The sequence below is a fragment of the Solimicrobium silvestre genome (genome assembly GCF_002976435.1).
Lineage (GTDB): Bacteria > Pseudomonadota > Gammaproteobacteria > Burkholderiales > Burkholderiaceae_D > Solimicrobium > Solimicrobium silvestre.
Genome location: NZ_PUGF01000024.1, coordinates 26835 through 46576 on the forward strand (window position 1 = coordinate 26835; position 19742 = coordinate 46576).

General features: G+C 46.4%; 16 protein-coding genes. 5 read left to right on the forward strand and 11 right to left on the reverse strand.

The features are described from left to right. Positions 1-9: 9 nt before the first annotated feature. The 5 genes from S2091_RS24120 to S2091_RS24125 all read left to right on the forward strand — a co-directional run bounded on the left by S2091_RS24120 (position 10) and on the right by S2091_RS24125 (position 5003). Positions 10-1401 (forward strand): DUF3426 domain-containing protein, encoded by a 1392-nt coding sequence (locus S2091_RS24120; RefSeq protein WP_165795043.1) that lies wholly within the window; start codon positions 10-12, stop codon positions 1399-1401. 259 nt (positions 1402-1660) lie between these two features. Next, positions 1661-2596, forward strand: a complete 936-nt coding sequence (rbsK, locus tag S2091_RS19580) for a ribokinase (protein WP_105533654.1) — start codon at positions 1661-1663, stop codon at positions 2594-2596. 371 nt (positions 2597-2967) lie between these two features. Further along, the gene (locus S2091_RS19585) at positions 2968-3963 is read left to right on the forward strand and encodes a nucleoside hydrolase (RefSeq protein ID WP_105533655.1); all 996 of its coding nucleotides are present in this window, start codon (positions 2968-2970) and stop codon (positions 3961-3963) included. A gap of 22 nt (positions 3964-3985) precedes the next feature. After that, entirely contained in the window at positions 3986-4831 is an 846-nt protein-coding gene (locus tag S2091_RS19590) for a 2OG-Fe(II) oxygenase family protein (protein WP_105533656.1), read from the forward strand. A 13-nt stretch (positions 4832-4844) separates the two neighbouring features. Then, complete coding sequence (locus S2091_RS24125; RefSeq protein WP_165795044.1) at positions 4845-5003, forward strand: hypothetical protein; 159 nt, start codon at positions 4845-4847, stop codon at positions 5001-5003. A 599-nt stretch (positions 5004-5602) separates the two neighbouring features. Here the strand turns inward: S2091_RS24125 and S2091_RS19595 are convergent. The 11 genes from S2091_RS19595 to S2091_RS19645 form a co-directional block, all read right to left on the reverse strand. Beyond that, positions 5603-6784 carry a hypothetical protein gene (locus S2091_RS19595; RefSeq protein ID WP_243405503.1) on the reverse strand — a complete coding sequence of 394 codons (1182 nt, stop codon included), beginning with the start codon at positions 6782-6784 and terminating at the stop codon, positions 5603-5605. A gap of 73 nt (positions 6785-6857) precedes the next feature. Continuing rightward, complete coding sequence (locus S2091_RS19600; RefSeq protein WP_165795045.1) at positions 6858-7268, reverse strand: type 2 periplasmic-binding domain-containing protein; 411 nt, start codon at positions 7266-7268, stop codon at positions 6858-6860. A 444-nt stretch (positions 7269-7712) separates the two neighbouring features. Beyond that, a complete protein-coding gene (locus S2091_RS19605) occupies positions 7713-8267 on the reverse strand; it encodes a YggT family protein (RefSeq protein ID WP_105533657.1) in 555 nt (184 codons plus the stop codon). A 241-nt stretch (positions 8268-8508) separates the two neighbouring features. Beyond that, positions 8509-9426: a transcriptional regulator gene (locus tag S2091_RS19610; RefSeq protein ID WP_105533658.1), complete on the reverse strand. Its 918-nt coding sequence runs from the start codon at positions 9424-9426 to the stop codon at positions 8509-8511. 622 nt (positions 9427-10048) lie between these two features. Next, positions 10049-11194, reverse strand: coding sequence for a ribonucleotide-diphosphate reductase subunit beta (locus S2091_RS19615; protein ID WP_105533659.1), 1146 nt, complete (start codon positions 11192-11194; stop codon positions 10049-10051). 107 nt (positions 11195-11301) lie between these two features. After that, positions 11302-14223, reverse strand: a complete 2922-nt coding sequence (locus S2091_RS19620; RefSeq protein WP_105533660.1) for a ribonucleoside-diphosphate reductase subunit alpha — start codon at positions 14221-14223, stop codon at positions 11302-11304. Positions 14224-14670: 447 nt separating this feature from the next. Continuing rightward, positions 14671-15267, reverse strand: coding sequence for a 1,6-anhydro-N-acetylmuramyl-L-alanine amidase AmpD (ampD, locus tag S2091_RS19625; RefSeq protein WP_105533692.1), 597 nt, complete (start codon positions 15265-15267; stop codon positions 14671-14673). A gap of 35 nt (positions 15268-15302) precedes the next feature. Beyond that, entirely contained in the window at positions 15303-16910 is a 1608-nt protein-coding gene (locus S2091_RS19630) for a sigma-54-dependent transcriptional regulator (protein WP_105533661.1), read from the reverse strand. A gap of 5 nt (positions 16911-16915) precedes the next feature. Next, positions 16916-18616 (reverse strand): sensor histidine kinase, encoded by a 1701-nt coding sequence (locus tag S2091_RS19635; RefSeq protein ID WP_105533662.1) that lies wholly within the window; start codon positions 18614-18616, stop codon positions 16916-16918. Further along, positions 18613-18909 (reverse strand): PP0621 family protein, encoded by a 297-nt coding sequence (locus S2091_RS19640; RefSeq protein ID WP_105533663.1) that lies wholly within the window; start codon positions 18907-18909, stop codon positions 18613-18615. The genes S2091_RS19635 and S2091_RS19640 overlap by 4 nt, the downstream gene beginning before the upstream one ends. After that, positions 18906-19715: a cytochrome C assembly family protein gene (locus S2091_RS19645; protein ID WP_105533664.1), complete on the reverse strand. Its 810-nt coding sequence runs from the start codon at positions 19713-19715 to the stop codon at positions 18906-18908. Before S2091_RS19645 ends, S2091_RS19640 begins: the two co-directional genes overlap by 4 nt. Between the last annotated feature and the right edge of the window lie 27 nt (positions 19716-19742).

Genomic DNA, 19742 nt, shown 5'->3' on the forward strand with positions numbered 1-19742 from the left:
CTGCGCCTTATGTTGTTAGCCACCAAATGTCCTCATTGCCGCACTACCTTTAAGGTCGCTAACGACCAACTTAAATTACAAGCTGGCCTGGTACGCTGCGGCGTCTGCCAGCAAGTTTTTAACGGCATTGAGCATTTGGCTGCGGCCAGCAATACAGCAGTTGTCGCTGAACCTTTAAAAACACCGGAGCCAGTAACGAATCCGGTTGTTGATAAAGTTGTTGTTATTGATGATGATGATGATGATGATGAGATTGTTAATGCCGCTGCTGATCCCGTAACTGCACCAACTCCCGAATCCGATCCAGAACTTGATTCAGATCCAATTTTTGAGCCAACCTCTGAAAGTGATTTGATCAGTATCAGCACAGCAGATCTGGATTTTGATTTACCTGACACGCCACCAACTGTCGCTGTAAAACCATTTTTAATCAGTTCAGAATCCGGCAGCCGCATCGAACCTGATTTAGATATAAATTTCGCTCCGCCCCAACCTCAAGTTCCTGTTCCTGTTCCTGTTCCTGTTCAAGTTCCAGCTCAAACGCACGAAAATGCAGCAGAAGGCTACTTTAAGTCGCGCTCCAAAGCGGAGATTGAAGCCGAAGTGCAAGCACTGCTGGATGCCGACCTGCTAGCTGAACTTGAAGCAACCAATAGCGTTTTACTCAACATACAAAATTTACCGCCAGCCAGTAGCGATGCTAAAAAAATCGCTAAAGTTGAGCCTAGTTTTGATCTCCCTGAGTCGGAACCACTCTCGGAAACAGTTATTCCAGCAGAATTTTTGCAGCACACTGACTTACGCTCACATTTAAGCGACACAACGTCCGATGACTTTTTAAGCCAGGCTGACAGTACCGCCGATATCAGCCCCAACAGTGGTGACATTGCGCAGCTTTCTTTTGTGCGTCAGGCAAATGCAAAAAAACGCGTCGCGTGGTTATTTTCCATCGGCACGCTGGTGTTGGTGCTACTGCTGACCGGGCAAGCAACTTACCAGTTCCGCGATTTAATCGCCGCCGTTTACCCTCCAAGCAAAGCCACCTTAGTCACACTGTGCCAATACGCGCGCTGTCAAATCCAGCTTCCGGCACAACTTGATGCGCTCAGTTACGAAGCTGATGAACTACATTCGCTACCACATGAAAATACCTATGAGTTCAGCCTATTAATGCGCAATCACAGCAGCTTGCCGCAAGCTTGGCCGCACATTGAACTGACCTTAAAAGACGCTAAAAAACAAGCGGTATTGCGGCGCGTATTTACGCCAGACGAATATTTACCTAACCCGCACGACGTTTCAACTGGCTTCCCCGCCAATCAAGAGCAAGCCATTAAACTGTATTTTGCAGTCGATCAAGTGAAAGCATCTGATTATGTGGTGGCGACTTTTTACCCTTAAACCGGCTTTATTCAGGTAAAAATCACTGACTTTATATAGCTCCGCCTTAGGTATTTTTCGACCACTCCAATGGGTTTCCCGCCGATGAAAAGTCATTTTTCAGACAGTATATTTTATTCTCGACATACTTAAATTCAATTCAGGCATAAATTCAGTTTCTATACCCCAGCATAAAAAAATCAATAATAATTTAGAATAAGCGACGAGTTAATGCTAAATTTCAACCTAAGTTCAATCTAGCCAAGCAAGGACAGCGAACATGAAGCCCAGCCCAAACATTACCGTCGTTGGCAGCATCAATATGGATTTAGTGTTTCGCACCCCGCGCATGCCCGCCGTGGGCGAAACCATTAGCGGCCACGAATTTGTTCAAATTAAAGGCGGAAAAGGTGCCAACCAGGCTGTTGCCGCGGCACGTCAGGGCGCCGTCACTACCTTAATTGCCTGCGTAGGCAATGACGCATACGGCCAGCAATCCTTAAGCGGATTACACGCCGACGACATCGTCACCGACTTCATCAGCATCATCAATCACTGCGCCACTGGCGTAGCCGGTATTTTTGTCGACGACAGCGGCCACAACAGCATCGTCATCGCCCCGGGCGCAAACGCACAGTTAAGCCCATCCCATATCGACGCCGCCAAACACGCCATCAGCAGCGCAACACTACTGCTATGCCAATGTGAAACGCCATTAGCCACAGTCAGCGCTGCCATCCAAATAGCGCATGAGCACGGCGTAAAAGTAGTCTTCAATCCAGCGCCAGCGATTCCTCTACCTGACGCATTGTTAGCCAAAGTCAGCTATTTAATCGTCAACGAAACCGAAGCTGAACAATTAAGCGGCATCAAAGTCACCAACCTGACCACCGCCCAAACCGCCTCAAAGAATTTATTAAACCGCGGCGCAGCCTGTGTACTACTCACGATGGGCGAACAAGGCGTGTGTATCACAGAACAACATAACAGCCAGCACATACCAGCCATAAAAGTAACAGTAATAGACACCACCGCCGCTGGAGACACATTCGTAGGCGCATTCGCCACCGCCATCGGACTAGGATTATCAACAATAGAAGCCGCAAAACAAGCCCAATACAGCGCCGCATTAACAGTCACCAAACTCGGGGCACAAAGCTCAATACCGACCAAAGCAGAAGTTGAACGGTTTATGGTAGAACAACTGAAAGTGTGAATTGGGGTTGAAGTTGCTCTTGAAGTTGCTCTTGAAGTTGCTCTTGAAGTTGCCGGTGCTTTTGACCTACCTCCACTTCTAGTTCGGCCGGTTTTTCTAAGGAAAAAAGGATTAGAAAGGTTCGTTGTCTGAGCGCAGCGAGTTTCGAACTTTTCCCTTTTTTTCTTAGAAAAATCGGGGTTTCCGAAATAGCGTGGTCGCCTTTTTTGGCCTACCTTTTTTGGCGACGCAAAAAAGGCAGGTAGCCGCCGGTCTACCACCGGCCCCAAGCCTATAAAATACCGCAATAGCAATTCACCGAATAATAAAAGCGTGGGCACAAACCTGTGCCCACGCTACGAAGTTAACTATTTAAATAAAAGGAAGCTAATATGTCCACCAAACACAAAGTAATCTTCGACACAGACCCCGGCGTAGATGACGCAATGGCCCTCTACTTCGCCCTGGCCCACCCAGACATCGAAGTGCTAGGAATAACCACCATTTTCGGCAACGTCACAGTAGAACAAGCCACAGAAAACGCCCTCTATCTAACCAGAATAGCCGGCTATGAAATCCCCGTCGCCCACGGCGCACCAGTCCCACTAGCCAAACCCCCCGGAACCCCACCCGGCTTCATCCACGGCGACGATGGCCTAGGCAACTTAACCAAACGCAGCCCAATCAAAGGCCAGGCCGAAAATTGCAGCGGTGCCGAATACATCGTAAAAATGGCGCGCGCCTATCCCGGCGAAATTACCTTGGTAGCGGTTGCCCCGTTAGCTAACTTAGGTTTAGCTTTAAAAATCGAACCCAATTTACCCAAATTAATCAAACAAGTGGTTTTAATGGCCGGTACCGTAACGGAACCTGGCAATGTTTCCCCAGTCGCAGAAGCCAATGTATGGAATGACCCCGATGCGGCTGATTTAGTGTTTACCGCAGGCTGGAATCTAACCATGGTCGGCTTGGATGTCACGCACCGCGTGGTTTTACCGTCAAGTTTTTTCGATGCCTTAGCCGCAAAACAAAACCATCTGGCCATGACTACGCTGCAACATGCGGTGCATTTTTACTGCAATTTCTACAGCGCAATTCGCCCGGAACTAGGCCACGCCTGTTTTGCGCATGACGTGTTGGCGTTTGTGTATTTGGTCGCACCGGAATTATTTAAAACGCAAGAAGGTCGCGTGCGGGTAGCAACCGATGGCATCGCCAACGGCCAAACCATGATGGATAAACACGGCAAGCTGTTTTACCCACAACCAGGCTGGGAACCAGAAAAACCAGTCACTCACGTTTGTATGCAAGTCGATGTTGACGCGTGTATTAAACTAATCGACAGCACCTTGGGCAGCGCTTGGTTAAAAGAACCACTCATCAATTAACTCATAGCTTAATACATCGCTCATGCTAATTCAGCCCATCGATTATCGCTCCCCAACGGCGGCGCAGCAATTCGCCGCCAGCCTGCACAATACCGGTTTTGGGGTGTTAACCCATCACCCCTTGTCGCAAGCGTTGGTGGAGCAGGTGTATGCCGAATGGCTGGCGTTTTTCAAAAGTGAAGCGAAACATGACTACACTTTTGATCCGGACAAATTAGACGGTTACTTTTCAACAGAAATGTCGGAAACAGCCAAAGGTAGTAGCAAGCGCGACTTAAAAGAGTTTTATCACATCTACCCGTGGGGACGTTTTCCTAGTCAGGTATCTAACGCTGCGCGGCAATATTACCAACTAGGCGCGGAATTGGCAGCTGAGTTATTGCAGTGGGTAGAAACCTATTCACCGCCAGCAATTCAAGCTCGCTATTCCATGCCGTTGTCTGAAATGATTAAGGACAGTCAGCAAACCTTGTTGCGGGTATTGCATTACCCACCATTGCATGGCGACGAAGATGCCAGTGCCATGCGCGCCGCCGCACATGGCGACATTAATTTACTGACCATTTTGCCTGCCGCAACCCAGGCAGGTTTGCAAGTAATCGCCAAAGACGGACAATGGCATGATGTGCCCTCCGATTTTGGCATGTTGATTGTCAATATCGGCGATATGCTGGATGAAGCATCGCAGGGCTATTACCCGTCAACCGTACATCGGGTGTTAAACCCGACCGGAGCAGCAGCCAAACAATCACGCGTTTCCTTGCCTTTATTTCTGCATCCGCGCCCTGAAGTGGTGCTTTCAGAACGGCATACAGCGCAAAGTTATTTGACGGAGCGTTTGATTGAGTTGGGGGCGATTAAGAAGTAACGTGCGCTAGTTAATGCTTGTTAGTGTTGAAGTTGCTTTTGAAGTTGCTTTTGAAGTTGCTTTTGAAGTTGCTTTTGAAGTTGCTTTTGAAGTTGCTTTTGAAGTTGCTTTTGAAGTTGCTGTTGCTGTTGATTTTGACCTACCACCACTTCTAGTTCGGCCGGTTATTTAACGGAAAAATGGATCAGAAAGGTTCGCTGTCTGAGCGCAGCGAGTTTCGAACTTTTCCCATTTTTTCGTTAAATAATCGGGGTTTCCGAAATAGCGTGGTCGCCTTTTTTGGCCTACCTTTTTTGGCGACGCAAAAAAGGTAGGTAGCCGCCGGTCTACCACCGGCCTACAGAACTAAAATCATTACCACAGGCAATTCAAAACCTATCCGTAAATTAACTGGTTTTGACGTACCTCCAGCTTCCAGGACGATATAACGAAGGCTTAAATGTGTTACCCATGTCTGGATACACCCGTTACCTATGTCCCACGTCTAAACACTTCGCCAAAAAAGGTAACCCAAAAAAGGCGACCACACTATTTCGGAAACCCCGATTTTTCACAGGAAAAATGGGAAAAGTTCGAAACTCGCCTGCGGCTCAGACAACGAACCTTTCTTATCCATTTTCCCTGTGAAAAACCGGCCGAACTAGAAGTGGGGGCAAGTCAAAAACAACTACAAAATCAAATTCAAAAACAACTGCAACATCAACACCAACACACACAAACTACAACCAGTGCAGTACAGGAGCTTCGCCCCCCCCCAACAATCCAACAAACCTAAAATATCCCCTGCAATGAAACCGAAAGCAAATGCGAATTCCCAAAGAACTTATACGGATATTGCGACTCATCAATATTCACATCGTATTGCACTTTCAACGCCGTATTAGGTCGGAAATCCCAACGAACCACTATCGAATTAGTCTTTTGAGCCTCAATCGGCTGCGCAACAGTCGTGTACTGAGAATGCGTCAGCATCGGCGTAAAATCACCGACCTTATAGCCCACTCCTAACAAATTATATTTATAGACGTTATTAATCCCCAGCGCAGTACTTTGCTGCTGATAGCGATCAATTTCGCCCCGCACCACCCAGTTTTGATAATCCATATTGGCCGACAAGCCTTCAATCCGGGTGAATTGATTGGAAACGACTGTCGTAGCTGGCGCACCAGGATTATTTATCGTCGTAGTATCACGATATTCCATCGCCATGGCCCTGACATCAAAAGTACCGTTAGTCATGGAAACATAACTACCCCACATTTTTTTCCATGATTCCGTGGTCGGATTGGTGTCATAAATCAAGGTATCGTAAGCGTCATAGGTTTGCTTAAAATTACCAGTCCAGACACTGGCATTCATAGTCCAGGCAGATTTACCGAGCTGAATATGGTAGCTCGCATTGCCACCATCATATTCATAGATAGGCCAGCCATATACATCCGGCGGCGGCCGTACCCACGGGTACGAATAACCGATATATAAATAATCACTGTAGTAATACAGCGGAATCCGCAAGCGCCCCACTTGAAATGTAAAAGGTGAATCTGGCGCGGGGCTCCAGGACGCATACAGCCAGTCGACCGAAGGACTGGAACCGTTATTCGGGTTTTGCGCACGCATGACAAACTGACCGGTGACCGATAACGTCGGAGTAAATTCCTTACGTAATTGCAACCCGAACAAGGATTCCTGGTCTAGCCGAAAACCTTTACTCTTCTCATACACACCGGCATATTCCCAGTTTTGGATCGAGCAAGGGCAATGCCATTGTTGATACATCCAAGGAGTAGAACTGCCCTGCGCGGAGCCATTCACGACCTCAGCGCCGGTTAAATTATAAAATCCGGTGGCAGTAAACGAACCGCTGCCATCCAGATCTATCGCCTGCGCAAATGCAGAAAACAGCAGCAGTAGCGGTAACATCAGCGTCAGCAATGAGGCTATTTTTTTCATTTTATGCTCTCCTTTATGTTCATCATTATTCAAAAGGTAGTTGTTCAACATATTGACCTCTCGTTTTAGCAGGTCAATTAACCGGATAAATAATTTTGACACTGGAATCTACTGCGCTCTTTTCCATGTAACCAATTGCATTGATGTCACTCCCAATTTGCTTTTTCACTTCCTCACTGGTATTGAATTGCTTAGGTGGTTTGGCCTTACCGGTAAACACCAATTTGGACCAGATCGCCCGGACCTGCGAAGGGTCTTTGTCGGTAATGGTTTTATAAAATTCAACCCGAATCGGCGATCCTTCCGCCAAGTCGATAGGCGAAAAGGTATTGGTGCTGCCTAAAAAATATTGCGCTATCTGCTCTTTGCTAATACTGATCGTTGGGTTTTTTGCGTTTACCACCACCACAAAATCTGCGTAAACAGAATAACAAACTGAATACGCGAGCAAACTGGCTAGCATTCCAATTAATATTTTTTTCATTGCGCGTTCCTCTAGATGCATCGCCGATGGTTGAGCTCACCGTTTTTTTGCTAGCCAACTGTAGGGTTAAATCTCACGTGATTGTTAATAATAGTCAACGAAATCAACAATCACAAAATGTAATTAGTTCAGCTGCGGAGGAAGCGGGAGTGAGGTCACCGTCTGTTTGAAGTGTAATGCGCATTACAGAGGCTCTGTAGCACGCTGAGAAGAGGTAGGGTGCGGTGAATAATATTTAAAAATGCATGGAGAAAGGAATGGATAAACCGCTGAAATCACGTATTTTCTGCCACTTCCATATCTCCCCCTTATTTTTCGCGATATTTCAACCTATCCAATGGGTTTCCAGATAGGAAAAATAGGGGGGAGTGTTTCAATACCAATACAATATTTATAAATAAATACTAGGGTATGATTTTTTACGTAACTTAATAACACATCTCATTAAACCGGAATCATTCCGCTCATGACAAAAAGATACGCCAGCATCTTACCTGCAAATTGCAACAATAGAAATAACACCATCGGCGAGATATCCAAACCACCCAACAACGGCAGCACCTGACGAATTGGTCTGAGCAACGGAGCATTTAACGCTTGCACAAAAGGAGCTAACGGCGCGTGCGGATTAATCCAGCTAAAAATAACTTCAAAAACAAGCAGCGCTGTCCAACCGTAAATAATCCACTGCAAGACACTAAACAACGCCAGCAGGAAAAGCGAAGCAGGCAAATAACCCATCACCATCCACACCTTGATAGCGGTCGCAAGAAGAGCGATGGCATATGCACCCAGTACGCTAGCCCAATCAAAACCACCAACACCGGGAATTACACGGCGCAAAGGCTTTACCAGCCAATCAGTGAGCTGAAACGTAAATTGAGCAATCTGTTGCGGTGGGCGCACCCGCACAATTTGCATCCAAAAGCGCAATAACAAGACGCCGGCAAATAAACCAGCCACCGTATCTAACACCAAACTAAACAGGTTATATAGCAAAATTAACTCCCTTTGGATCTACTCAGTGTATTTCAGCAAGTGTGCCGATGAAGGCGATAGTATATAGATTTTTAATTGCGTTTAAATGGATTTAAATGGAAAGTCAGGCTTCCAGAAACAGGCACGCGCTCAACAAGAGCGGTTTGATGAAACTTAATGGAACTCACAAAAAAACCTGCTATGCAGCATGACCACATAGCAGGCAGTGTGCCCGAGTTACTCAGGCGACAAAAACAAGCGCTTATTGAGGGCGCGGAGTCGCTGTCGGGAAAGGCCAGGCTGCAGTTGGTGCAATCACGCTATTAGCTTCTTTAGCTGCAGCCGGTTTTACGGCTGGCTTAGCCGCCGCTTTTTTTGCTGCGGGCTTTTTCGCTGCTGGCTTAGCTACTACTTTAGCTGCAGGTTTAGCTGCGGCTTTTGCTGCCGGCTTGGCCGCTGCTTTAGCTGCTGGCTTTGCTGCTGCTTTTTTAGGAGCGGCTTTAGCTGCTGGTTTAGCCGCTACTTTCGCTGCTGGTTTAGCTGCTGCTTTTTTCGCTGCTGGCTTAGCTACTGCTTTTTTCGCTGCTGGCTTAGCTGCTGCTTTTTTCGCTGCTGGCTTGGCTGCTACTTTTTTCGCTGCTGGCTTAGCTGCTACTTTTTTCGCTGCTGGTTTAGCTGCTACTTTTTTCGCTGCTGGTTTAGCTGCTACTTTTTTCGCTGCTGGTTTAGCTGCTACTTTTTTCGCTGCTGGTTTAGCTGCTACTTTTTTCGCTGCTGGTTTAGCTGCTGCTTTTTTCGCTGCTGGTTTAGCTGCTACTTTTTTCGCTGCTGGTTTAGCTGCTACTTTTTTCGCTGCTGGCTTAGCTACTACTTTTTTCGCTGCTGGTTTAGCTGCTACTTTTTTCGCTGCTGGTTTAGCTGCTACTTTTTTCGCTGCTGGCTTAGCTGCTACTTTAGCTACTGCTTTTTTCGCTGCTGGCTTAGCCGCTACTTTAGCTGCTGGCTTAGCGGCTACTTTTTTCGCTGCTGGCTTGGCTGCTACTTTAGCTGCTGGCTTAGCGGCTACTTTTTTCACTGCCGGTTTTGCTGCTGCTTTAACTGCAACAGGTTTTTTAGGAGCTGCGGCAGCTTTTTTAGGGGCTGCGGCCGCTTTCTTTGCTGGTTTAGATGCTGTAGACATTTTTTGTCCTTCACTTAAAGTTGGAAAGAATCACATACAAGAGTAAAACCCGTTTTAGCCATCACTAAAAAGCAATGATTAAAGCGGATTATTCATCGGCGCAAACCCGTGCTGCGTATACGCTAATGAATTGGGCACCTGTCAAACTGCGGCATTGTTATTGGTTCTGCAGTTTGACACTTCGGCTTTACTGCATAAAGGTGGTCGCCAGCATTAGTTTTTGCTGATTTTTTGACACACACTCTGCAGTTTCGCCCTACATCAGTCAACCGACTCATGTAGGAAAGTATTTTTAAAACAACGTGAATGAACAAAGCAAAAAGCCGCCTTACCTAAATATATTAGTTAAATATATTAGATAGCGCGGCAAAATTCAAAGTTGATATTTGTCTGTTCATTGTTGTTTATGATGGCCTCACTTACTTGTACAGTATCTTTATTATTTTTATTCTGACTGCTTTTTCAATTTACCTTTCCAGCTTTTTCTTAGAATTCCTCAAGAAAAATTCAGCAGCGTATTTTAAATTCTCGTTTCCGTATTTATCAAAATACGCTGCAATTCTCGAAGTGTAAAACTTTTTTAAAAAAAGTGCTCATTTATTTTAAAAAAAGTTGAACATTTTTATTCCCAACTTAACGCACCGCCGGTTTGATATTCAATAACGCGGGTCTCAAAAAAGTTTCGCTCCTTTTTCAGATCGATCATTTCACTCATCCACGGGAACGGATTTTCTTCATTTGGGAACAGCGCCTCTAGGCCAATTTGCTGTGCGCGACGATTTGCGATGAAACGTAAATAGCCTTTAAACATAGGTGCATTCAGTCCCAGCACGCCACGCGGCATTGTATCTTCAGCGTAACGATATTCCAACTCTACTGCCTGTAAAAACAACGCTTTAATTTCTTCGCGAAATTCAACTGTCCACAAATGCGGGTTTTCCATCTTGATGGTGTTGATTAAATCGATCCCAAAATTACAGTGCATCGATTCATCGCGCAGAATGTATTGGTATTGCTCGGCCGCGCCCATCATTTTATTTTGGCGACCCAACGCCAAAATCTGGGTGAAGCCTACGTAGAAGAACAAGCCTTCCATCAAGCAGGCAAAAACGATTAATGACTTCAGCAAAGTCTGGTCGTTTTCAGGCGTACCAGTCTTGAATTCAGGATTAGTCAACGCATCGATAAACGGAATCAGGAATTCGTCTTTGTCGCGAATCGAAGCAACTTCGTGGTAAGCATTAAATACTTCGCCTTCATCCAAGCCCAAGGACTCAACAATATATTGGTAAGCGTGAGTATGAATAGCTTCCTCAAAAGCCTGGCGCAATAAATACTGGCGGCACTCCGGCGCAGTAATATGGCGATAAGTACCCAACACAATATTATTAGCCGCCAGTGAATCGGCGGTAACGAAAAAGCCCAGGTTACGAATAACCAGGCGACGTTCGTCGGGAGTTAAGCCGTTTGGATTCTTCCAGAGTTCAATATCGCGCTGCATATTGATCTCTTGCGGCATCCAGTGATTAGCGCAACCTGCCAAATATTTATCCCAGGCCCATTTATATTTAAATGGCACCAACTGATTCACGTCAGTGGTTCCGTTAATGATACGTTTGTCAGCGGCGTTCACTCGGCGCGCAATTTGTTCCGCTGCGGCAGGAGCTTCAGCGACGGCAGCAGCCGCAGGTGTAAACACCGGCTCTGGCGCACGGTCTGGCTGGTTGGGCGCCGTTGGCGTTGTTACTTCTTCATCCCAAGAGAGCATGTTATTTCCTTTAGTAAAGGGACTTACGCAAAACTGCCCCCAGCCGCGTTGCGTTTGCTGGAGTAGTTTTGCGTAAGTCCTAAGTAATGCAGATTAATACAGATTAATTATTGGCAAGCTTCGCACTCTTCAAACCCAGCATCACCCGGGCGCATCATGCAGGCTGGGCCATCGGTTTCTGATGTTGCAGCGTTATAACTACCGGCGGTGCTGCCTGAACTCATCATGGAACCTTGCGCACCATCCACTGCCACTGCATTCAATGCACCGGTTTTGGAGGTTGATTTTTCAGAATGAGTAGCGCCTATCGTACGGAGGTAGTAAGTGGTTTTTAAACCACGCAACCAGGCTGCTTTATAGGTTTCATCTAATTTCTTACCCGATGCACCAGCCATGTAGATGTTCAACGATTGCGCCTGATCTATCCATTTTTGACGACGTGCCGCCGCTTCAATGACCCACAACGTATCCACTTCAAACGCCGTTGCATATAATTCACGCAAATCGGCTGGGATGCGGTCAATTTTAGCCAGGCTACCGTCAAAGTATTTCAAATCAGAGATCATTACCTCATCCCACATGCCACGCGCTTTTAAGTCACGGACCAGGTATTCGTTGATTTCAGTGAATTCGCCCGATAAGTTCGATTTCACATACAGATTTTGATAAGTTGGTTCGATACAAGCCGACACATTAATAATGTTAGAGATCGTGGCCGTTGGCGCAATCGCCACGCAATTGGAGTTGCGCATACCGAATTGCTTAATACGGCTACGTACCAGACTCCAGTCCATCGCAGAGCTATTATCCACTTCCAGATAGCCACCACGCTCTTCCGCTAACAACTTCAATGAATCTTGAGGCAAAATCCCGCGATCCCACAAAGAGCCAGGGTAACTGCTGTAAGTGCCACGTTCTTCCGCTAATTCTGTGGAAGCCAGGTAAGCGTAGTAACACACCGCTTCCATCGATGTATCGGCAAACTGCACCGCTTCTTTAGATGCGTAGGAAGTACGGATCATGTGCAGGCAATCCTGGAAGCCCATAATACCCATACCAACCGGACGGTGCTTCATGTTGGAATTACGCGCCTTCTCAACTGCATAGTAGTTAATATCGATCACGTTATCCAACATGCGCATGGCTGTACGTACTGTTTTTTGCAGTTTAACGTGGTCTAACTTGCCGTCTTTCATGTGCGCTGGCAAATTCACTGAACCCAAATTACATACAGCGATTTCTGTCGCATTGGTGTTGAGCGTAATTTCCGTACACAAGTTGGAGGAGTGAACTACGCCAATATGTTGTTGCGGTGAGCGAATATTGCATGGGTCTTTGAAAGTAATCCAAGGATGACCAGTTTCAAACAACATCGACAGCATCTTGCGCCATAAGTCTAAGGCTTGTACTTTTTTAAAGATTTTAATTTCGCCACGCGCTGCTTGTGCTTCATAAGCTGTATACGCCGATTCAAAAGCACGACCGTATTTATCATGCAAATCCGGTACATCGGATGGGGAGAACAAAGTCCATTCGCCTTTTTCCATGACGCGCTTCATGAACAGATCAGGAATCCAGTTTGCGGTGTTCATGTCATGCGTACGACGACGATCGTCACCGGTGTTTTTACGCAATTCAAAAAATTCTTCCACGTCCATGTGCCAGGTTTCCAGATACGCACATACCGCACCTTTACGCTTACCTCCCTGATTCACGGCCACCGCAGTGTCATTCACCACTTTAAGGAATGGCACTACACCTTGTGATTTACCGTTGGTGCCTTTGATATGTGCGCCTAAAGAGCGCACTGGCGTCCAATCGTTACCCAAGCCGCCAGCATATTTAGCTAACAACGCGTTTTCTTTGATCGCGTCATAAATGCCTTCCAGGTCATCAGACACTGTCGTCAAATAGCAAGACGACAATTGGGAACGCAATGTGCCGGAATTAAACAGGGTTGGTGTCGAGCTCATAAAGTCAAAGCTGGACAGCAAGTTATAGAATTCAATCGCACGGCCGGTACGATCAGCTTCATTTAACGCCAAGCCCATCGCTACCCGCATAAAGAATACTTGCGGCATTTCAATATGCGCGCCTTCAATATGCAAGAAATAACGGTCATACAAAGTTTGCAGGCCTAAATAACCAAACTGCAAATCACGGTCAGCAACCAAGGCTTGGCTTAATTTGGCTAAATCGTATTCCGCCAAACGCGCATCCAGCAATTCGGCTTGAATACCTTTGGCGATAAATTCAGGGAAATACGTCACATAGCGCGCGGCGGCATTTTGCTGAGAAACTTCTTGTCCAAACACTTCGCGACGGATCGTATGCAATAACAAACGAGCAGTAACCTGGCTGTATGCCGGTTCTTTTTCCATCATGGCGCGTGCCGCCAAAATAGCGGATTTGTACAATTCTTCCACCGGCACGTTGTGGTACAAATTCTTTAAGGTCTCAGTCAGGATCGCTTCAGCATCAACCAATTGATTCAAGTTAACGCAAGCGGCATTAATTAAGCTGCGAACTTGTTGCACATCCAAAGGCTGGCTTTTACCATCTACTAAAACTTGTATCTGGCTTGCTGCAGCTGTTTCAGGGTGGCTGGCTTCGTGCTGAACACGGCGCTCTTCCATGCGTTTAAAGCGATACAACACGTAAGCACGTGCTACATCATGTTCGCCAGAACGCATCAACGCTAATTCAACCTGATCTTGCACATCTTCAATATGAAATGTGCCACCAGCTGGTTGGCGACGCACTAATGCGGCAACCGCGCCAGAAGTTAATTGCTCTACTAATTCGCGCACCCGCGCTGATGCCGCACCTTGCCCGCCGCCTACCGCCAAAAACGCTTTAGTCAGCGCAATCGCGATCTTGGACGGCTCGAAACTAACCACCGCGCCATTGCGGCGAATAATGCGATATTCGCCGTAAGTTTGAACAGGCTCTAAAGGGTTAATTCCAACTGGTGTGTTCTGAGTTGGAGTTAGGTGAGATGTGCCAGGGATTTCAATTGAAGAGTGCATTTAGCCTCCAGAGTGACATTGGTGAAAAATGGCACATAAGTAACGTGCCATTCGATTCGATTAGGACTTAAGCAAAATTGTTCCAGCAAGGCACGCCGACGATGGCAGTAAACTTGTACGACAAGGAGGTGTAACGCCGCTGGAGCGGTTTTGCGTAAGTCCCTTTAATATTTATAATTTATTTGGGGTGTATTGCTTACTTTATACAGAATCAGTAACGAGTCAAAAACGCTAATTAACACTATCTAAACTAAGAGCGACTCACGCTATTGCTGTTACTTGACAATGCTCAGACATTTAGGGGTAAATGCGCAAAAAACACTATATCTAGTAAGCCACCTCATAATTTTGACTAATTCTAGTGCTCTGCATTTAACAATGCAACCGCTTTTTAATTTATTTGTTGGGTATTTTTAGACAAACTTTTTGCCGTAGAGATTGACTTTTTTAACGATCAGCGTGAAAGCGTATTGCGGCGTTAGTGAGTACTAACGGGAAGTGCTGGTGTAACAAGTCTTGATATTGCTGCCAGTTAAAGAATGGACCCGGATCTGTCTTTCTAGCAGGCGCAATGTCTTGATGCCCAACAATATGTTGTATTGGATAATGTTGCACTAAAGTAGCCGTTAATCTGGTCAACGTGACATATTGCGCCGCCTCAAACGGAACAAAATCAGACCCTTCCAATTCGATCCCAATTGAAAAATCATTGCAACGTGTACGCCCCATAAAATCAGACAAGCCCGCATGCCATGCGCGCTGATCAGTGCTAACAAATTGCACCAGACTACCATCGCGCCGAATCAGGAAATGTGCTGAGACCCGTACTCCCTTAAGCTGCTCAAAGTCAGGGTGCGCGGAATAATCCAGTTGATTTAAGAATAAATCAGCGATGTAAAATGCTTGAGCACCTGCCTCAGAAAATTGCCCCAACGGCAGACTAATCGCATGAATTACCAGCAACTCTGGCGCGCACGCCGTTGGGCGCGCATCAAAATTAGGTGAAGCCTGCTGCTCTGCCTGGCTAGCCCAGCCATCTTGCATGGCTATTAATGGTAGTGATAATGGGTTAGACACGCTCACTCCGCCTCATAAATTTTTAATTTTTGAATCTGATAACGTAGCTGGCGAAAGCTCACACCCAATAATTCTGCAGCCTGAGTTTTGTTGTAACGCGTTTTTTGCAAGGCACGTAGAATAATTTCACGCTCGACCTGTTCTAAATATGCGGGTAAAGATTTCGGCAGCTCATCGTCAAAGTGCTTAAACCCGCCAGGAGGAATGCTTGCTGCAACTGGGGTCTGCGTATTTTGCCCAGGAACCTCCTTCACAGCGATAGGTGGAACTTCAGGTAATGGCGCTGGAGCCTGAGTTGCTGCTTGAGTTGGTGTTGGTGCTGTTGCTGGTGTTGGTGCTGTTGCTGGTGTTGGAGCTACCGAAACAGAATCAGCAGTATTTTTTTCTGCCACATCAAGCAACATATCAACACTAGCAAATGATCCCGCCGGTGTTAGCGTAGATTTAGCCTGTTTCAACGCTAAGTCAGCGAGTTCTACGATGCCGTCATTGGCAAACGCCAAAGCACGTTCCAGAATATTTTCCAATTCGCGCACATTGCCGGGAAAATCGTAGTGTAACAAAGCGTTTAAAGCATCCGGCGAAAGTGTTACCGCTTTTCCAGAAAGTCGCTGCAAGATACCTTCTGATAACAAGGCAACATCATCGAGCCGCTCACGCAAGGATGGCAGTTTAAGTTCAATAACATTCAGGCGGTAATACAAATCTTGCCGAAAGCGTTTATTCGCAACGCATTCTTCCAGGTTTTGATGAGTCGCACTAATGATCCGCACGTCGGCAGTTTCCTCTGCCGTTGCACCGATCTTGCGCACGGCTCGCTCTTGAATGGCACGCAATAATTTAACTTGCATCGCCAGCGGTAAGTCGGCTACTTCATCCAGCATTAAGGTGCCGCCATTAGCCGCCTGAAAAAAGCCGTCGCGCTCTTCATTTGCACCAGTAAACGCACCTTTTCGATAACCGAAAAATTCAGCCTCCATCAGTGCTTCAGGAATGGCGCCGCAATTAACCGCCACAAAAGGCTTATTCGCACGGGCACTTTGCGCATGAATTTCACGCGCCGCCAATTCTTTACCACTGCCAGATTCACCACAAATCGACACCGGAGCCATGCTACGCGCCAGCCGCCCTATTTGGCTTCGCAAGTCTTGCATGGCTTGAGATTGACCAAGCAGCCGTGAAGCGTTGGTCACAGTGTGATTAGCCGACGATTTAATATGACTAACCTGTAAGGCCGAGTTGACTAATTTTCTGAGCTGATCGAGGGCGACTGGTTTGGAAACGTAGTCAAACGCACCTGCCTTCAAGGCAATAACCGCGTTATCGGTACTACCAAAGGCGGTAATCACAGCGATTGGAGTATTTTTATTACTTTTTGCGACTTCTTCAACCAACTCCAAACCCAAGCCGTCGGGCAAACGCATATCAGTCAACACTAAGGCGTAATTATTTTGCGCAAAATATTGCCGGGCAATAGTTAAATTTTCTGCGCTATCTACATCCATTCCCATTCTAATGAGCGTAATTTCTAACAGCTCACGAATATGCGCCTCGTCATCCACCACAAGAATACGCGGGACACTGGCAGAGGGATTTTTGATTTGTTGCATATTATTTATTTGGGTTTAACAAAGGTAATCACAAAACGCCCATTTGCTTTAGTGTTGGCATTATTAACACCGAGTTCGGTTACGCGATATTCATAATCGAGCAATGCACCATTATTCAAACATAATTCGCGTGCCATGTATAAGCCTAATCCTGTACCGCGACTTGATGTGGTGTAAAAGGGCTCAAACAAGTGCGCTCGCACCTCTGCAGTAATCCCCGGGCCATCATCACGTACGTGCAATTCGAGTTGATCAGCCAAATCGGCCACCACAAACAGTTGTATACTGCTAACTGCGCCACTGGCATAGCGGATTGCATTGGTCAGCAAATTCACCAGCACTTCACGCAAGTGCAGCGGATCAAAGCGTATCATCATCGCATCTGGCGCGGATAGATGAATGACCTCAGGCGCTAATCCGTGGGTTTCCTGAAATTCCTGCAAAATTTCTTGTACTGCTGGCTTTAATAAAAATGGCTCAACATTAATTTGTGCTTTACGTGACAAACGCAAAATATCTTCAATTAACTGATTCAAGCGCACCACGTTATCGTTCACAATTTTAACTAGGCGCAGGCCTTGTTCGGGACTAATATCAGATTCGCCCAACAAGGCGGCTGCATATGAAATCGAGGAAAGCGGATTTCTGACTTCATGCGCAATACTTGCCGTTAAGCGCCCCATGGAAGCCAATTTCAATTGCTGTGCCTGATTTTCAATTTCGAATGCATCTTGTAAAAAAATAATGCAACGCTCATCACTGGCGCCAAATTCAGCATTCACATTCACAAAGCGTAGTTTCAAATGCGTGACGACATCGCGCCGCACGCCTTTCACCATTACAGAGTCGCTGATGGTTGAGTCATCATGCAGATCAACCGCCGCAAAAGCGATGGTATCTGCCCAGACCGGATCAATGTCGGGCACTTGTTTCCGCCAAGAGTAAAAAGCGTCTGCAATCGGGAGCAAACTCGGCATTTCGCTCAACTTGCTTACTCCAGGAATAATTGTAATTCCCAACATCTGCTTAGTCGCCGGATTACTCGCATAAACTCGGCTTGTAGAATCAACCACAATAATCCCGTCGCCCATATCGGCTACAACTAATTTATTAATTTCTTGCTGTATGCGTAGATTTTTACCATGCTCCCTTGCCAGCTCTTCTTGGCGTATCAAGCGATTAGCCAAACGGTTTACGGCATAGACTATCGCCAAAAAAGCTGCGCCATACAAGCCAGAGCTGGAAACGGCAATTTCAGAACCAGTCTGTAAAACTTGAAAAGAACTTCCAAGCAACAAATACAATGCGACCACCGACGCCAGAAACAAGGCCCAAATTAACGGCGCCAAAATGGCGCAGCTCGCCAGAGGGAACAAGTACAAAATCACTAAACTGCTATTAATACCGCCTGCAAAAAAATACAGAACTGAGATTACCAGCACATCAAACGTGACTTGAGCACTGAGCTGCCACAGAAAATACTGCTTCAACTGAGTTTGCAGCGCGACAAAACCCAGTCCGCCAAATATATAAATCAGGCAAATATCACGATATAAATGCGGATCAATCGACCAGATATATTTACTATTGTTCAAGCCCAACAAGATCAACAATATCAAGGCAATTAAAACCCGGGTAATGCTGAGGGTTTTTAATGAGCGCCAGAGCGTTTCATTAGGGTTTTGAGCACTGCGGCGTTGTTTCATGCGGCGGGTTTTGAGGAGGCGTTTGAATAGTACTGAGCATGCTCTTCACAACAAAAATAATGGTCATTGGCACTAATTGCTTCCGAAGCTGGCAGGTATAACTGGCAATAACTACATGCCACCATATTTTCAATTGGAGATGATGGCTTTGCAGCAGGCTGGGCAGATGCACCGGCTTGCGCATCAAATTCAGCACGTGCTGAATTGCGGAAATTTTCTTGCAGTGTTTTAGCGCGACTGCGCACAGCTAAATACACTAACAACCCTAACACTAGCCACACCAACCATCTCATAAAAAACTCCTGTGCAAGATCACTTCAAATACAAATCGACTACCCACATACGCCAATAACAAGGTTGTGAAGCCAGATAAAGTCAAGCCAAGTGCCGTTTTTCCGCGCCAACCGCGCAAACGACGTCCGCCCAATAATATTCCAAACAAACCCCATGACAACAACGTGAAGATGGTTTTATGATCCCATTTAAACACCACGCCAAACACATCTTCGGAAAAAACCACGCCGGTTAATACGGTCAAACTAAGTAAAATAAAACCAATAAATACCAGGCGAAATAAAATTCTCTCCATCAATAACAAGGCTGGCAAGCGCTCTAACGTCGCCCCTATCCAGCCAACGGAAAATATCGAAGCCCGATTATGCAAACGCGCTTCTTGCATCGCCATTAACACTGCATGAAAAGCGGCAATTGTTAGCGTACTGTATGCAAGTAAAGCGATGGCAATATGACCGGTAAACCAGATTGATTTACCGTCAATTGAAATTAACTGCCCAGGGAAAAAGAGCGGCAACAGCACTTGAATAGCAGCACCCGGCAACACCAAAATGCGTAAGCCTTCTAATGGTAATTTCCAATTCTCCAGCCAATACGCAAGCACAGAGACCCATGTTGCGGTCGACAGCATCAGCGCAAAGCCCAATCGAATACCGGCGGGTGAGCTGATTTCCAACCACAAAGCAGTGCCATGAACCGACCAGCCAAGCACAATGATGAGGGAGATAAGCCAGCGCAGGCGCGTTGGCAAAAACAGACAACTTGCGTAGAGTACGGCAGCGGTAATTGTTAAATATGTTTGCATGGCATTAGTTTACACTATGTGGATCGG

What these genes read in the sequence shown, in the direction of transcription:
- S2091_RS19620 (WP_105533660.1), bottom strand. Translation starts at nt 14,223, where the DNA reads ATGCACTCTTCAATTGAAATCCCTGGCACATCTCACCTAACTCCAACT.
- ampD (WP_105533692.1), bottom strand. Translation starts at nt 15,267, where the DNA reads ATGCAAGATGGCTGGGCTAGCCAGGCAGAGCAGCAGGCTTCACCTAAT.
- S2091_RS19640 (WP_105533663.1), bottom strand. Translation starts at nt 18,909, where the DNA reads ATGAGATGGTTGGTGTGGCTAGTGTTAGGGTTGTTAGTGTATTTAGCT.
- S2091_RS24120 (WP_165795043.1), top strand. Translation starts at nt 10, where the DNA reads ATGTTGTTAGCCACCAAATGTCCTCATTGCCGCACTACCTTTAAGGTC.
- S2091_RS19595 (WP_243405503.1), bottom strand. Translation starts at nt 6,784, where the DNA reads ATGAAAAAAATAGCCTCATTGCTGACGCTGATGTTACCGCTACTGCTG.
- S2091_RS24125 (WP_165795044.1), top strand. Translation starts at nt 4,845, where the DNA reads ATGCTTGTTAGTGTTGAAGTTGCTTTTGAAGTTGCTTTTGAAGTTGCT.
- S2091_RS19585 (WP_105533655.1), top strand. Translation starts at nt 2,968, where the DNA reads ATGTCCACCAAACACAAAGTAATCTTCGACACAGACCCCGGCGTAGAT.
- rbsK (WP_105533654.1), top strand. Translation starts at nt 1,661, where the DNA reads ATGAAGCCCAGCCCAAACATTACCGTCGTTGGCAGCATCAATATGGAT.
- S2091_RS19635 (WP_105533662.1), bottom strand. Translation starts at nt 18,616, where the DNA reads ATGAAACAACGCCGCAGTGCTCAAAACCCTAATGAAACGCTCTGGCGC.
- S2091_RS19645 (WP_105533664.1), bottom strand. Translation starts at nt 19,715, where the DNA reads ATGCAAACATATTTAACAATTACCGCTGCCGTACTCTACGCAAGTTGT.
- S2091_RS19590 (WP_105533656.1), top strand. Translation starts at nt 3,986, where the DNA reads ATGCTAATTCAGCCCATCGATTATCGCTCCCCAACGGCGGCGCAGCAA.
- S2091_RS19600 (WP_165795045.1), bottom strand. Translation starts at nt 7,268, where the DNA reads ATGAAAAAAATATTAATTGGAATGCTAGCCAGTTTGCTCGCGTATTCA.
- S2091_RS19615 (WP_105533659.1), bottom strand. Translation starts at nt 11,194, where the DNA reads ATGCTCTCTTGGGATGAAGAAGTAACAACGCCAACGGCGCCCAACCAG.
- S2091_RS19630 (WP_105533661.1), bottom strand. Translation starts at nt 16,910, where the DNA reads ATGCAACAAATCAAAAATCCCTCTGCCAGTGTCCCGCGTATTCTTGTG.
- S2091_RS19610 (WP_105533658.1), bottom strand. Translation starts at nt 9,426, where the DNA reads ATGTCTACAGCATCTAAACCAGCAAAGAAAGCGGCCGCAGCCCCTAAA.